At 45.2% G+C, this 14,153-nt stretch carries 17 protein-coding genes; 12 read left to right on the forward strand and 5 right to left on the reverse strand.

From position 1 onward, the window contains the following. Nucleotides 1–2: 2 nt before the first annotated feature. On the reverse strand, nucleotides 3–692 hold the full coding sequence (locus QUB06_RS00970) for a polysaccharide deacetylase family protein (RefSeq protein WP_333433844.1): 690 nt from the start codon (nucleotides 690–692) through the stop codon (nucleotides 3–5). Nucleotides 693–1,024: 332 nt separating this feature from the next. Here QUB06_RS00970 and QUB06_RS00975 point away from each other — a divergent pair, with 332 nt between their 5' ends. From QUB06_RS00975 to QUB06_RS01010, 8 genes are all read left to right on the forward strand, one after another. Beyond that, entirely contained in the window at nucleotides 1,025–1,318 is a 294-nt protein-coding gene (locus QUB06_RS00975; RefSeq protein ID WP_333433845.1) for a DUF433 domain-containing protein, read from the forward strand. Next, a complete protein-coding gene (locus tag QUB06_RS00980) occupies nucleotides 1,315–1,686 on the forward strand; it encodes a DUF5615 family PIN-like protein (RefSeq protein WP_333433846.1) in 372 nt (123 codons plus the stop codon). Before QUB06_RS00975 ends, QUB06_RS00980 begins: the two co-directional genes overlap by 4 nt. Before the next feature lie 48 nt (nucleotides 1,687–1,734). Continuing rightward, complete coding sequence (locus QUB06_RS00985) at nucleotides 1,735–1,863, forward strand: hypothetical protein (protein WP_333433847.1); 129 nt, start codon at nucleotides 1,735–1,737, stop codon at nucleotides 1,861–1,863. Then, nucleotides 1,860–2,627 (forward strand): ChaB family protein, encoded by a 768-nt coding sequence (locus QUB06_RS00990; protein ID WP_333433848.1) that lies wholly within the window; start codon nucleotides 1,860–1,862, stop codon nucleotides 2,625–2,627. The genes QUB06_RS00985 and QUB06_RS00990 overlap by 4 nt, the downstream gene beginning before the upstream one ends. Nucleotides 2,628–2,851: 224 nt before the next feature. Continuing rightward, nucleotides 2,852–3,010, forward strand: a complete 159-nt coding sequence (rd, locus tag QUB06_RS00995; protein ID WP_333065750.1) for a rubredoxin — start codon at nucleotides 2,852–2,854, stop codon at nucleotides 3,008–3,010. Between the two features lie 24 nt (nucleotides 3,011–3,034). Further along, nucleotides 3,035–4,291: an NAD(P)/FAD-dependent oxidoreductase gene (locus tag QUB06_RS01000; RefSeq protein ID WP_333433849.1), complete on the forward strand. Its 1,257-nt coding sequence runs from the start codon at nucleotides 3,035–3,037 to the stop codon at nucleotides 4,289–4,291. Between the two features lie 166 nt (nucleotides 4,292–4,457). Continuing rightward, nucleotides 4,458–5,135, forward strand: coding sequence for a hypothetical protein (locus QUB06_RS01005; RefSeq protein WP_333433850.1), 678 nt, complete (start codon nucleotides 4,458–4,460; stop codon nucleotides 5,133–5,135). Nucleotides 5,136–5,258: 123 nt separating this feature from the next. Then, entirely contained in the window at nucleotides 5,259–6,032 is a 774-nt protein-coding gene (locus tag QUB06_RS01010) for a class II aldolase/adducin family protein (RefSeq protein ID WP_333052907.1), read from the forward strand. Nucleotides 6,033–6,143: 111 nt separating this feature from the next. On the opposite strand, the gene QUB06_RS01015 is transcribed toward QUB06_RS01010, so the two are convergent. From QUB06_RS01015 to QUB06_RS01030, 4 genes are all read right to left on the reverse strand, one after another. Further along, nucleotides 6,144–7,067, reverse strand: a complete 924-nt coding sequence (locus QUB06_RS01015) for an Rpn family recombination-promoting nuclease/putative transposase (protein ID WP_333433851.1) — start codon at nucleotides 7,065–7,067, stop codon at nucleotides 6,144–6,146. A gap of 40 nt (nucleotides 7,068–7,107) precedes the next feature. Then, complete coding sequence (locus QUB06_RS01020) at nucleotides 7,108–7,854, reverse strand: HEAT repeat domain-containing protein (protein WP_333433852.1); 747 nt, start codon at nucleotides 7,852–7,854, stop codon at nucleotides 7,108–7,110. 466 nt (nucleotides 7,855–8,320) lie between these two features. Continuing rightward, entirely contained in the window at nucleotides 8,321–8,857 is a 537-nt protein-coding gene (locus QUB06_RS01025) for a GNAT family N-acetyltransferase (RefSeq protein ID WP_333433853.1), read from the reverse strand. A 4-nt stretch (nucleotides 8,858–8,861) separates the two neighbouring features. Continuing rightward, nucleotides 8,862–9,065 carry a hypothetical protein gene (locus QUB06_RS01030; RefSeq protein ID WP_333144596.1) on the reverse strand — a complete coding sequence of 68 codons (204 nt, stop codon included), beginning with the start codon at nucleotides 9,063–9,065 and terminating at the stop codon, nucleotides 8,862–8,864. Between the two features lie 134 nt (nucleotides 9,066–9,199). Between QUB06_RS01030 and QUB06_RS01035 the strand changes: the two genes are divergently transcribed. From QUB06_RS01035 to QUB06_RS01050, 4 genes are all read left to right on the forward strand, one after another. After that, a complete protein-coding gene (locus QUB06_RS01035) occupies nucleotides 9,200–10,561 on the forward strand; it encodes a calcium-binding protein (RefSeq protein ID WP_333433854.1) in 1,362 nt (453 codons plus the stop codon). Nucleotides 10,562–10,775: 214 nt separating this feature from the next. After that, nucleotides 10,776–12,134 (forward strand): calcium-binding protein, encoded by a 1,359-nt coding sequence (locus QUB06_RS01040; RefSeq protein ID WP_333433855.1) that lies wholly within the window; start codon nucleotides 10,776–10,778, stop codon nucleotides 12,132–12,134. A gap of 97 nt (nucleotides 12,135–12,231) precedes the next feature. Next, nucleotides 12,232–12,399: a hypothetical protein gene (locus QUB06_RS01045; protein ID WP_333433856.1), complete on the forward strand. Its 168-nt coding sequence runs from the start codon at nucleotides 12,232–12,234 to the stop codon at nucleotides 12,397–12,399. A 315-nt stretch (nucleotides 12,400–12,714) separates the two neighbouring features. After that, a complete protein-coding gene (locus QUB06_RS01050; RefSeq protein ID WP_333433857.1) occupies nucleotides 12,715–14,148 on the forward strand; it encodes a transposase in 1,434 nt (477 codons plus the stop codon). Nucleotides 14,149–14,153 lie beyond the last annotated feature (5 nt).

Genomic DNA, 14,153 nt, shown 5'->3' on the forward strand with positions numbered 1-14,153 from the left:
ATTTAATTTCCTGTTATTTGAATGTTGTTCTGTTCCCACAGTCGATCGACTGTCACGAATTTGTAACCTTTGTACAAAAGCAAGGGAATTATTTTATCCGCCGAATCTGCAACATCTTCGCCGCCGCAATAGCCGTCATGCAGTACAATAATTGATCCGTTTTCAGTTTGCTGCACGATGCGACTAATAACTTTCCTCACCCCCGGTCGCACCCAATCTTCCGGGACAACACTCCACATTACAGGGCGATATTCCCACTGTTGCAATAACTCTAATGTTCGCGGCGTAAAAATGCCGTTGGGCGGGCGCACGTCCAGGATTAATTTTGGGTCTAAATCGCAAGCTTTGGCAATTGCTTTTTGGGTGTCTTCTAAACTTTGTTTGAGTTCGTGGGTTTTGAGTTTGGGAAACGATATATGCTGGTAGCCGTGGAGGCCGATCCAGTGCCCGCGATCGTACACTTCTTTAGCCGTTTCGGGATGCCTGTCCACGCAAAACCCCAGCCAGAAAAAACTAGCTTTGATGTCGTATTTATCTAAAATTTTTAACAGTTGAGGTGTGTGATGACGGTGCGGCCCGTCGTCAAATGTGAGGGCAATTTCTCGGCTGTTGATATCTCCCGTCCACAGACATCCGGGAAAAGCCGATTTGAGAATGGGATGAACGACAGGAAACAGGGGTGCTAGTGGCATTGATTAACCTTGATAAATGCGATCGGGTAGAAATTGTGCAACTGCGCCATCAAGAGCGCTGTTAAAAATTGAGTAAGATAAAATTTGTTTTTTGTCTAGCTTGGCGTTTAAATATTATTGTATTTATGGGACACAAATATAGTTAAGTTATGTGACACTTATCGAACTGGAACCTGTATCTGTGTAGCGTTTTTTTAGACATTCACAACCCGCGAAAAAAAAATATGTTGGGCAGATGCCGGAGCGATCGCTCGTTTTACACTCCTGCGTTAAAATCAATTCTATGAGAATTTGAGTTACAATAAAATAAAGTTAATTTAATAGAGATAAATATGACAACTGCCGTTGATATAGGAACGCTAATTGTCCGCACGCCCGGAACTTGCGGCGGCCACCCGCGAATTGCAGGAACTAGAATGTCCGTGCGGAGCATAGCAATTGACTACAAAGCAGGAATGACTCCTGAAAAAATTGCTGAAGAATTTCCGCATTTGACGTTAGCACAAATTTATGCAGGCTTGGCTTATTATCACGCTAATAAAGATGAAGTTGAGGCGGAGATAGCAGCGTACTACGAAGAGTGCAAGTATTGGGAAGCTGAATACATGGCAGGTAAGTTATCGTGAGTCAAATTCGTCTCTCTATTGATGAAGATTCTGGCAACCTTTCGTTGGTAGAATCTTTGCGTAATTCTGCTGTAGAGGTGATGACTACCTCAGACGCGAATAAACTTAGCTCTTCAGATGAGGAGCAGCTAATCTGGGCAACTGAGCAAGGGCGCGTCATTTACAGTTCTAACATGGGAGATTTCTGCCGTTTGCACAGAACTTTTGCTGAACAAAAAAGAACTCATTCAGGAATTATTGTTGTACCTAGACAAAATTACTCAGTAGGCGCTCAGTGGCGGGGAATATTGAATCTAATGGCGGCTAAGTCAGCCGAGGAAATGATAAATCAACTGGAATATTTGGGGGCTTATATCAGAGAGGAATAACTATTTGTAATAGATGAGCGATAGCCCTTAAAAACTTGCTTAACTCTTTTGATAGATCCTCAAACTATATCCGATCGCATCGACCTCTATCTCGCGGTTGATGCGATCGCCCTGCGGTGTCCTCCTATACTGAAAACCAGCACAAGTAATCTACCAACCATCAAGGAGGAACAATGACAGAGGAATATTTAGCCGAACGAACAGTTTCAGCCGTATTTAAGGAAGAAGAACAATTAGACGGCGTAATTCGGCGGTTGCTCGATCGAGGAGTTTCCCGCGACCACATCTCAGTAATGGGAAAAAACTTTCAATCTAAAACTAAAATTGCCGGCTTTATTACTAAAAAAGATGTGATATTAGGCGGTCTCCGAAGCGGGGCGATTTTTGGTTCCTTATTCGGTTCTTTTTTGGGTTTGCTAACAGGCGTCGGCGTGCTGTTTATTCCCTTTGTCGGTGCAGTAGTATCAGCGGGCCCGCTGGGTGCGGTACTGTTGGGTGCAGCTAGCGGCGCGATCGCAGGTTCGGCCGGTGCGGGTCTTGTTTCCGCTTTAGTCGCTGTGGGAATGCCGGAAGAGAAAGCAACTATCTATCAAACCCGCGTTGAAGCAGGCGAGTTTCTGGTGATGGCAGAAGTTGCCGCCGACCGATCGGGCGAATTTCAACTCTTGCTAGAAAGTGCCGGCGGCGAAGAAGTTTCAGTTAGCGAAATGACGCTGCCGCGCGCTGTCAAAGGTCGCTGCAATAGTCCGGCAGACTTATCTCCAGAAGTGCGATCGCACCTGTCGGAAGCAGCTCAAAAAACCTTTATGGAATCATACAACGCCGCATTTGATGAAACCAACGACTCGATACAAGCGGAACACACCGCTTGGGACGCCATTCACCAGCAGTACGAAGAAGATGAAAACGGCGTTTGGACTAAGCCTTTAGCGAAAGTCTAGTCTTCTAATCGCACTAAACTAATAAAAAATACAATCAAGCCTCTAGAACCACAGTTCTAGAGGCTTTGACGATTTTAGATTTTAGATTTTATAATTGTGAAAAACTTAATTTTTAATCATTTGGGAATGGCTGAAAGTCTCATGAGTTTTTGAAAGTGGTATTGCACTAGGTTGCGTTGTCAAGTACAATCTATAGGCTTACAATAGAAAATTGAGTTAAGCAAATGCAAAAATACGTTTGTACAGTTTGCAATTACGTCTACGACCCAGCAGAAGGCGACCCCGACGGAGGCATAGCTCCCGGTACACCCTTTGAAGATATCCCCGACGATTGGGTTTGTCCCACTTGCGGGGCGGCAAAATCCGATTTTGAACCCGAATAAGCGAGAAAAAATTTGTCCGATCGAATGCTCAAAATTACAGTCATTGGCGGCGGTGCTGCTGGTTTTTTTAGTGCAATTACCTGTGCCAAAACCTACCCGCAGGCCCGCGTCACTTTACTAGAAGCTGGCCGGCAACTCCTGGCAAAAGTTCGCATCTCTGGTGGCGGGCGCTGCAACGTTACTCACGCTTGTTTTGACCCTGGTGTTTTAGTGCAGAATTACCCCAGAGGAGGGAAAGCTCTGCGCGGTGCTTTTACTCGATTTCAACCCCGCGATACTGTAGAATGGTTTGCCGGTCACGGTGTGAAGTTGAAAACAGAAGAAGACGGGCGAATGTTTCCGATTACAGACGATTCGGCGACAATTGTTAACTGTTTGATCCGCGCTGCTGAGGATGCAGGCGTGAAAATTCGCACCGGTGATGCAGTAGTTTCTGTAAAGAAATTAACATTGGAGGGCGGGCACGGGGGCACCGCCCCTACATTTGAAATTGAGTTGAAATCCGGGGAGAGTTTTAAGTGCGATCGCATTCTTCTCGCTACAGGCAGCAATCCATTGGGTTATAAGTGGGCAAAAGAGTTAGGTAATACTGTAGAACTGCCCGTTCCTTCTCTATTTACTTTTAATATTTCCGACAGCAGAATCAAAGATTTAGCCGGAATTTCTGTTCCTAATGCTAAGGTGAAATTGCCGGGAGCTAAATTAGAACAAAGCGGGCCTTTGCTAATTACTCACTGGGGTTTGAGCGGGCCTGCTGTCCTGAAACTATCTGCTTGGGGTGCGAGATTTTTGCACGATCGCCATTATAAAACCTCTGTGCTGATTAATTGGCTTCCCCAGTACAATGCGGAAGTTTTGCGACAGCAACTGCTAGCGGTTAAGTCGCAGTTGTCGCACCGATTGATTGTCTCTAGCTGTCCGTTTCCGGTGCCGCGCCGCCTGTGGGAACGTTTGACAAGTTCGATCGGCATTGATGAGCAAAAACGCTGGGCAGACTTATCTAACAAAATCCTCGATCGCCTCCTGCAAGAACTCGTTCAAGGCGAATATCAGATTGCCGGAAAAGGCGCATTTAAGGAAGAATTCGTCACCTGCGGCGGTGTCAACCTCAAAGAAGTCGATTTCAAGACAATGGAAAGTCGGCGCTGTCCCGGACTTTTCTTTGCTGGGGAAATCTTGGATATCGACGGCGTGACGGGCGGTTTCAACTTCCAAAGTGCTTGGACTACAGCGTGGTTGGCCGGGCTGGCGATCGGCAAACCATCCGATTTTAGATTTTAGATTGGGGAAGATTTGCTGTGTAAAGGTTTGGGAGTTGCGAGCGCGCGATCGGCTTCGCAGTATTAAATTTTGTGTTATTTTTGAATTAAGGCGCACCAAATGTGCGTTAACTTTCGGCTTGCAGACAAAATTCGCAGTTTTGCGGAGTTAACATCCGGGAAGACAGATGAAAAACTTGAATCTACAAACCCTAAAGTTCGATCGCAACCTTGACAGCCATCTTGACTCACCTTTCATCGAAAAAAATGGCTTGCTGGAATTCAACCCCAAATTTATCACTCCCGAATTTTTAACAACCTGGACGTTTGAAACACACCTGTACGACGAACAAGTTGCGATCGACCACTTTGTCATCACATTTCCCAGCCGCGCCGAACTCGAAAAATACGCCGAATCTTTTTATCACTTCGGCGCCAAAATTGTCGAAGGCCCCGACTTGTTCCCGATTAACTTTTGTTCGACAAACATTAACGTTCCCTCCGATTTGTGGCTGCATTTAATGACCTTATTAATGCCAGCGGGCGGCTTAGTAGTATTAGATGCGCCCCACGCAGCCGGCGACCAAAAAAACCGTTTCCAGGAAGAAAGAGGATTAGCAGCAGTTCACCACGTCGCGATTCGAGTCGAAAACGTGCAGAATGCTGCTACAATATGGCAAAATAAAAACTTCAAACCCCTGTCCGATCGAGCTTTAGATTACGGCTCATTAACTCAGTGGTTTCTGCAAAACCCCGCCGGACAAATCATCGAATTAATCGAGCGCCACCCCGGCAATAACGCCACCTTCGACTGCAAAAACATCGCAGGTTTGCGCCTCAGCGAAGATAAAGTCAGTAGTCAGTAGTGAGTAGTCAGTAGTCAGTAGTCATTAGTTAACGGTTAACAGTTAACAGTTAACAGTCAACAGTCAACGGTTAACAGTCAACAATGCCCAATGCCCAATGCCCAATGCCCAATTCCCAAATCTATGGTTGCAATAAAAATCCCCAAAGTCACTTTTCAACCCCCAACATTCAACTCAGTTGAAGAAGAACGTCGCCACCGCAAACAGCGTTTAGCCGCCGCCTTTCGATTATTTGCCCGCTTCGGATTCAGCGAAGGAATTGCCGGACACATCACCGTCCGCGACCCCGAACACCTCGACCATTTCTGGGTCAATTCTTTTGGAATGCACTTTAGTTTAATTCGAGTCAGCGACCTAATTTTAGTCAACCACAAAGGCGAAGTTGTTGAAGGAAATAAACCCGTAAACGAAGCAGCATTTGCCATTCATTCCCAAGTGCACAGCGCCCGCCCCGACGTAATTGCAGCAGCCCACGCTCATTCTCCCTACGGTAAAAGTTGGTCGAGTTTGGGCCGCCTGCTTGACCCGCTGACGCAAGATGCTTGTTCTTTTTATGAAGACCAAAGTTTATTTGACGATTACACCGGAGTTGTTTTGGAAATCGAAGAAGCTAAACGCATAGCCAAAACTTTAGGTGAGAAAAAAGCCATTATCTTACAAAATCACGGACTGTTAACAGTAGGTCAAACAGTAGATGAAGCGGCTTGGTGGTTTATTGCAATGGAACGTTCTTGTCAAGCTCAGTTAATGGCCGAAGCAGCAGGAAAACCAATTCTCATCAAGCCAGAATGTGCGCGTTTAACACAGCAGCAAGTAGGGTCTCACCGCATGGGATGGTTTAGCTTTCAACCGCTTTATGACATGATTGTGCGTCGGGAACCCGACTTATTAGATTAGAAACTCGGCGGTTGAAACCGCTATTACACAAACACAGTCCGCCTGCGGCAAATAAAAAATTAAGGGGGTATTAAAGCCGGATTTAGTATCAGGAGTGCAAAAGTTATAAATTCATGCGGAAGCCGATTCCAGCCAAGCTATCAAATCCTGTTGACTGTTAAAATCTAACAATATTTCTCCTAAATCCTCTAATTGTTCGGGAGATAGCTGCTGGATGCGAGTTTGAATTTCTGGTGGGATTTCGCCAGTGCGCCGCGCGATTTGACGCAAGATTAATCCTATTTGTCCCTCAATTAGACCTTCTTGGCGACCTTCTTGGCGACCTTCTTGCATCCCTTTGATAACAGCACCTCGTTGGTCTTCAAAGAACATTTCCCGCTTTTCTAATGCTTCTAATTCGTCAAGGTTTAAATTAGACCTGTTAGCGATATTAAAAGCTGTTTGAATTTCTGGTACTGATGCCAATACATCCGGTATTTCCTCCAATTCGGGAGCATTCTTGATAAAATAAACCCAGCTTTGAATCAGATTTTCAACTTCTTCTAATTTTTTATGAAACTTGGGGAGTTCGAGAAACACTAACTCTATTTCTCGATAATACTCGAAGTTTTCTTCGACTTCTTTGAAGACAAAATGTGACAGGAATTTTTCGGTATTTTCAAACAGGATAAAATCGGTAATCGTGAGAGCGATGAGAGGATTTAATTTTGAGTATCCTTCTCTCGGTTTGAGTTGAGTTGCGTAGGTTTTGGCGGCGTTATAGATGACCCGCTTAGTAAAAGCTTCTACATTGATCACCTGCATTTCAATAATTACAGTTTTGTCACCTGTAATTTTTGCTTTGACATCCAGGTAACTATCTTTTAACCCAGTAATCGCCGGCGCGGCGTAGGGATCGATTATTTCTAAGTCTGTAATTGTTGGCTCTCCGTTGTAGAGCATAGCATTGAGAAAGCTCATCAAAACTTCTTTGCTTTGGGGCGAAGCAAAGATTTTTTTGAAGCCAAAATCCGTCTTAGGGTTGATGAACTCCATAATTAGTAATTAGTAAAGATGTTTAATGATAGTAATTATATCACAAAAGTCCTTCCATTTCTAAGTCTTCAATTATCTGCAAACCTCGCGGGTCGCCGACTCGCAAGAGTGAAGATTTAGCATCTTCCCGCACGCCCATATCTTCATCTTCTTCTAAAGCTTCAATCAGACCATCGATCGCCCCAGCGTACACGATATTATTCGGCAATTCGCGTGCCAGTTGCCCGATCGCCCAAGCGGAATTACTTCGCACAGCAGACACAGCATCTCCCCGCAGCGCTTCAATCAACGGCGGAATCGCAGCAATCACCACATAGTAACCAACTTTTGCCATTTGACCCAGAGAACTCGCCGCCCACAAACGCACCGCCGAAATATCAGTTCTCAAAGCATCAATTAAAGATGGCAAAGCGCGGTGATCCCTGCAATTTCCCAAGGCCCAAACTACCCCTTTGCGAACGTAACCGTTCCAGTCGCAGTTAAGTTGAAGAATCAGGGGTTCCACAGCATCGGGGCTCGGATTTCGCCCCAACGCATAAGCCGCGCTCACCCGCACCAAGGGGCAACCGTCTCTCAATAAATTAATTAAATGCGAAATTGCTCGATCGTCCTGCACTTCGCAAAAAGCCCGCGCCGCAATCATCCGGTGCTGAGGTTCCGGGGATTCCAGCAAAGGCAGCATTTCCTCGGGATCTGGCAGCGGGGGTTCGGAGTCATAAATTTGCTCCAAAGGGCTTTCCAGTTCCGTGTCAGTATCAAGGGCGTTGGAGTAGTCGTTATTGTTCATAAAAAAACTTTACCGCACAGAGGATGCTCCTAAGCAACTCAGTCAGCAGTCAGCAGTCAGCAGTCAATAATTGTAGGGTGCACGCGCAGTACCTTACTACTGAGATATTGCACCATTGTCAGCAACAGGCAAGATGCCTGTTCCACAAGAAAATTTGTCTGTTGTGGAACAGGCATCTTGCCTGTTCATAAAAGGCTAATTGAGAATGGTGCAACATAGGACTTACTACAAACAAATACCTCTGCTGTCACCTAAGTTGGTAGCGAGGACTTCAGTCCTCATAATTGCTGTCACCTAAGTTTGTAGTGAGGACTGAAGTCCTCCTAATTTGGATGAATCAGGACTAAAATCCTTACTACAAACGAATATCTCTGCTGTTACTTAAGTTTGTAGTGAGGACTGAAGTCCTCCTAATTTGGATGAATCAGGACTTTAGCCCTGATTCCGAACCAGTAGAATTTATATTTCAAAGAGACTTGAGCATTGAGAGGGAATGAGTTTGATAGCCTAATTTTTGATAGAGATTCACCGCAGGCTGATTGCTCAGAAATACTTGCAAACCAATTTGCCGATCGCCTCTTTCCCGCGCCCAATTTTCAGCATGAATAACTAAAGCTGCACCGACTCCTAGACGGCGATGTTCCGGTGCTACGTACAGCAAAAAAATGTGAGCATAGCGTTCTCCGGTGGTTTGGTCGATCGCATTTCCCAACCACAAACATCCGACAACCGATTGGAGATTTTGCGCCTGAGATTGGGGATTGAGATACTGCGAGGGAAGCACGGGCAAAATTTCTGCCTCTTCCTGGGTGTTTTTCTGGCACTCTACCCACCAAACCGGCGTCTGGTTAGAAAAATACTGCTCGACAGTTTGAGCCAAATGTCCCAATTCCCCATCAGGGTAAAGCTCTTGGTAAGTCCGGTGCATAAACTTTACCAGTTTTGCCCGATCGAGTCCCGATCCTGAGCGCAGCCGGTAGCCCGGTATTAGTTGAGCAGACATCAGCTCAGCGGACACGGAAAGCTGAATAATTTAGCCCCAAGAAAATTGGATTCACTACTGCCGCTTGCTTTTGGGGGATCGCTTCCTCAATCGGTGCCGGGGCAGCCATGTCACCAGGCAAAAAGATGCGAGCACTGACTGCTACCAGAGCCGCGAAAAATACTAATACCGCTATAAATGGAGCAATGTATTGACGAATGATACCCATAACCGCAAAAACTTTATTCTTGAGTTGATATTATCAAGTGTACCATACAAATCTTGTCAGCTATAATGGTTGATTGGACACTTAGCTCAAGAAGAGAGCGATCGCAAATACCAACAAACACAAAATATAATATTATGGCTGCCTCGCCTGCTGTTTATGAAGCTCTGGCTAAATCAATTGTTTTTTTGAATCAAAAGCCGAGCGAGCAAAATGAAGTTTCGAGTTTCCTGGATACTAATGGCTACTATATCGATCGCATATTCGACGACCCAGAAACAAACTTTTATGCGATCGGGTTCGGATCATCCAATCCCGAAAACCCGCCCGCCCTCGTATTTAAAGGTACAGACTTCATCGACGGCGACGCTATCTTTTCCGACTCGCGGGACATTGGTGTACCTGAATTTGAAAAGAACAAAGATAATATCCAAAATTGGCTCACAGAAATCGGTCAAAATACTGGTAAAAACCCCAACAAATTATTGCCCGATGTCATCGGACACAGTTGGGGCGGAGCAGTCGCTCAAATTGTAGCAACGGAATACACATCTCTGACCGGCGATATCTTTACTTTCAACTCTCCGGGAGTATCAGCGAGTACATTCAACACTTTTCGGAGAAATCTCGGCAGAGTCGGCAACAAAAATGTCACTCACTACATTGTCAGCGGAGATGTAGTCAGCTTGTTTGGCGAAACATTTATTCCGGGTAAAGTATTTATCCAAAGTTTTACAGACCCGAGTATTAATCCCTTAACTGTTTTGGCAAAACATCGAACTGAAAATTTGTTAACTACTCCGCCCGTGGGTTTTTTGCAGAGGCAAATTTCCGTAGAACAATTAAACAGTCCTGAATTTACTTATAACAACGATTCAGATTTTAACGAGTTTATCGCTGCGATGAATTTCGCCCTGCCCAATGTGTCAGTCGCCATCAGAAGCAGAGGCGGTGCAGAGAGTGTGAGAACAGCACCAGAATTTTCTTTTGTGCAGTTCATCAGAGAAATGCAATATGGTTTAGCTCCCTTACAACCCAATTATTTATCAGGCGACGCTCGCAACAATACTGCTACGGGGGGCCCTGGAGAGGATACAGTTATCGGCAACGGCGGTAACGATACTCTCAGAGGCAATCGAGGTAATGACAGCATCATCGGTGGTGATGGCGATGACTTCTTGTACGGCGGCAGAGATAACGATTATTTGGAGGGTGCCGACGGAAACGATTTGGTTTCCGGCGAGTTTGGCAACGATTTTTTAATTGGTGGTGCGGGGCGCGATCGCTTTGTATTGGAATCCGGTGGCGGAGCCGATGTGATTTTAGATTTTCAAGACAGTGAAGATTTAATTACACTGTCGCGGGGTCTAACTTTTCCTCAAATTAGAGTAACCCAAGGTGGTGACGGAGCTTTAATTACTATCCCGGTTACTGGCGAAATTCTTGCTACTCTCAGAGGGGTAGTTGCCAGCGATCTTACGCGGGTAGATTTTGTATAGCTTTAGGGCGAGAAAAATTTGTAGTTTTGGTGGCGCTAAACCTTCCTGGGTTTTGTAGCGTGATATTTTTTTGTCTTAAAAAATGTCTATCAATTTGCCCCTAAAAAGCCCCTCAAAATGACCAATTAATATGGTAAATAACCGAAGTTTACAGTAAACTTAATTAAGTAGCTTACACACTAATTCCCAATCTAACGACAGGAAATAAAAAAATATGCCATCCTCCCCCGCCGCTTACGAAATTATAGCCAAGCAACTTGCTTACATAGATAACAACCCCCAGTCTCAAACTTTAGTTCAAACAGGCTTGAGTGCTGCGGGCTATCAAATCGATCGCACCTTTGACGATCCCGGAACTGGATTTCACGCGATCGGCTTAATTTCCACCACCCCAGACAAACCGCCTGTTTTGGTATTTCGCGGCACCGACTCGCCCACAGACGATCTTGCCAACGCAGACAAGCGCGGCGTCGGTTTCAACCAATTTGAAGCCAACAAACAGGCATTAGGAAATTGGCTGACACAAATCGGTCAAGACACAGCAAAAAACCCTCGTCGCTTGCTCCCAGACCTTCTCGGACACAGCTTGGGGGGTGCTTTAACGCAACTAGCCGCAACAGAATTCACATCTGCGATCGGAGATGTTGTCACCTTCAATTCTCCCGGAGTTGCTCAGAGCACCGTCAATACATTTAAGCAGAAAGTCGGCGCCGGAAAAAATGTAACTCACTACATAGTTAGCGGCGATTTTGTGAGTTTGGGAGGAGAAGCTTTTCTCCCCGGAAAAGTAGTTCTTCAAACATTTACTAACCCGATTATCAACCCACTACTTGTCTTGGACAAGCACACCCAAAGCGGTTTGTTAACTGCTCCTCCTCCCGGCTTAACTCAGGCCGAAATCTCTGTAGACCAGTTGAACCGCCCTGATTTCACTTTCACAGATTCCGATTATTTAGAACTGTTAGCTGGCTTAGACTTTGCACTGCCTGCCTTGGGAGCATCGCTGGAATCGCGCAGCAGTTTAGAACAATTAAGAACCGCTCCGGGAAGCTCCTTTTTAGCAAACGTTGTGGCAATGAAAACTGCTCTCGATCTATCCCAAGTTAATAATTTAGTAGGCGACGATGCCAACAATACAGCATCAGGTTTTGCAGCGGACGATATTATGAATGGCGGTGGGGGAAACGACACTCTCATCGGCAACAAAGGCAACGATATTATCAGCGGTGGCAGCGGCAACGACCAGCTATTCGGTGGCAAAGGGGATGACAATTTGAGCGGTGGAGAAGGAGACGATACACTCATTGGCGCAGCGGGTGCTGATCTCTTAATTGGTGGCGCGGGACGCGACGTATTGGTGTTAGGAGCAGGTGCCGGTACAGATACATTTGTAGACTTTCAAAAGGGTGAAGATTTAATCGGTTTGAGCCGAGGTTTGAGCTTCAACCAATTGAGAGTTACTCCAGGCGATTTTATAACGACGATTGAAATTGCCAGTAACGGCGAAGTTCTTGCCAGTATTCCTGGCATTCCCAGTAGTCCGCTAACAGCTAGCGATTTTATTGCGATTTAGTTGGCGGCTGGCAATACAGATATTCGGTAGGGACACAACATTGTTGTGTCCTTATTTTGTCTTATGAACGCAAGCGCACAGAATTTATACTCGTTCGATGATTAAAAACATCAATATTCCAGCAGGGGCGGATTCACCGAAATCTCGAAAAATTAGTGCAGACATTGGTAAACCGGCGTTGCATAATTGGGCGATGATTTTGATTGCTTTGTGGGATGGGCGTCCCGCCCGTCCAGTATATTTTCACAGCAGGCGGGACGGCTAACCCTACTCCCCACAAGAATCATCCTCAAATTGTGCAACGCGGGTAAACCCGCCCCACCCGGATCTGATAATTATAGCGATCGGACTTGATATTAACTATCAGCCGGGAAGTCCCTCGGTATATTTAAAGGGGATTAATCTGAGCGCTGCGCGAAGTACCCCGTTGGGAATTACCGAGCGTGATGTCCAGAAGCGTCGGATGGAGGGACGGAAGCCGACAATTAGACATTGCAAGTACCTTTAACTTTGATGTACTTTCTAAACATTAAATTGAAAAAATGGTACATTAAAGTAGGTCGAAAAAAGGAAGTTTCCAATGCAACTGACATACAAATACCGCCTCAAACCCACAAAAGCCCAACTAGCAACAATTGTGGCTCATTTAGAACTCTGTCGTCGGCAGTACAACTACCGACTCGGCGAAAGATTTAGGTGGTGGGAAGCCACGAGAACACCTATCAATGCCTGCCCCTTGATTCTTTCTATAGTCCCTGTTGAGGAGATTTATCAAAATATTCCCTTAACTAGGGTGCAGACTAGAGATGGTAGAAAAAAGGATGAGTCAGGCAATCCTTTGACCAGAAAAGGTGACATTTTCTCGAACATTGAAGGCGGATACGTCCAGTGGCAAACCATACAGCTTGCTGACCTGAAAAACACTAAAAAACTATTTCCTGATTACAAAGTGTTGGATTCGCAGGTTTTGCAGGATGTTGTAAACAGGGTGGAAACTTCCTTTTCAAATTTCACCACGCCGGACAAAAATGGCAATCGTAGAGGCAAACCCAAGTTCAAAGGGTTTCACTACTACAAATCTTTCACTTACTCTCAATTAGACAACTTAGATATTGCTAAAGATGAGCAAAATAGGATTTGTATTAACCTGGCGAAAATAGGTCAAGTGCCTATGGTTTTCCATCGTTCAATACCAACAGGATTTAAGGTTAAGACGGGAACGGTTATCAGAGAAGCGGATGGGTGGTATATTTCCCTGACGCTAGGAGATAAGACGGTTCCCGTAACGGTTGCAGAAATTCAACCGACTGATGAAAATACTGTTGGTATCGACTTGGGAATTACTAATTACGTTTATCTTTCTAATGGCGAAAGAGTTGAAAATCCTAAATTATTGAGGAAGTCGGCCCAGAGATTGGCAACACTTCAAACGAAGTTAGCTAAAAAAATGAAGGGTTCCAAGCCTTGGAAAGTTATCAAGGACAGGATTTCTAAACTCCATCAGTTTGTAGCTAGAGCTAGATTGGATTTTCAGTTTAAAACGGCACATGAGCTATTCGGTAAATGTGATGTTTTAGTTGTTGAAGATTTGAGTGTCAAAAACCTGACTAGACGTGCCAAGCCGAAGACTGACATTGACAACGGTAATTTAGTTTACTTGCCGAATGGTCAATCAGCTAAAAGTGGCTTGAATAAATCAATGCTTGATGTTGCTCATGGGCAATTCGCCAGCGTCCTCAAGTATGTTGCTTGGAAGTTAGGTAAAATTGTTCTGTTTGTTGACCCCAAAGGCACATCTGGGCATTGCTGGAATTGCCTTAACAAAGTACCGAAAGAATTGTCAGATAGATGGCATTCTTGTCAGTGTGGAGAATCTTTGGATCGCGATGAGAATTCAGCCAAACTTATAAAAAAGATTGGTCTAAGTTGCGAAAGTGGCGGGGGAACTCCGTCACTCAAAAAAGCCTTTGCAAAAAAGGAAAAAGAAGCCTGCGGTCTAACTGTACTCAGTTGACCGTC

It is taken from the genome of Microcoleus sp. D2_18a_D3 (assembly GCF_036702455.1).
In the GTDB taxonomy this organism is placed as follows: Bacteria; Cyanobacteriota; Cyanobacteriia; order Cyanobacteriales; family Microcoleaceae; genus Microcoleus.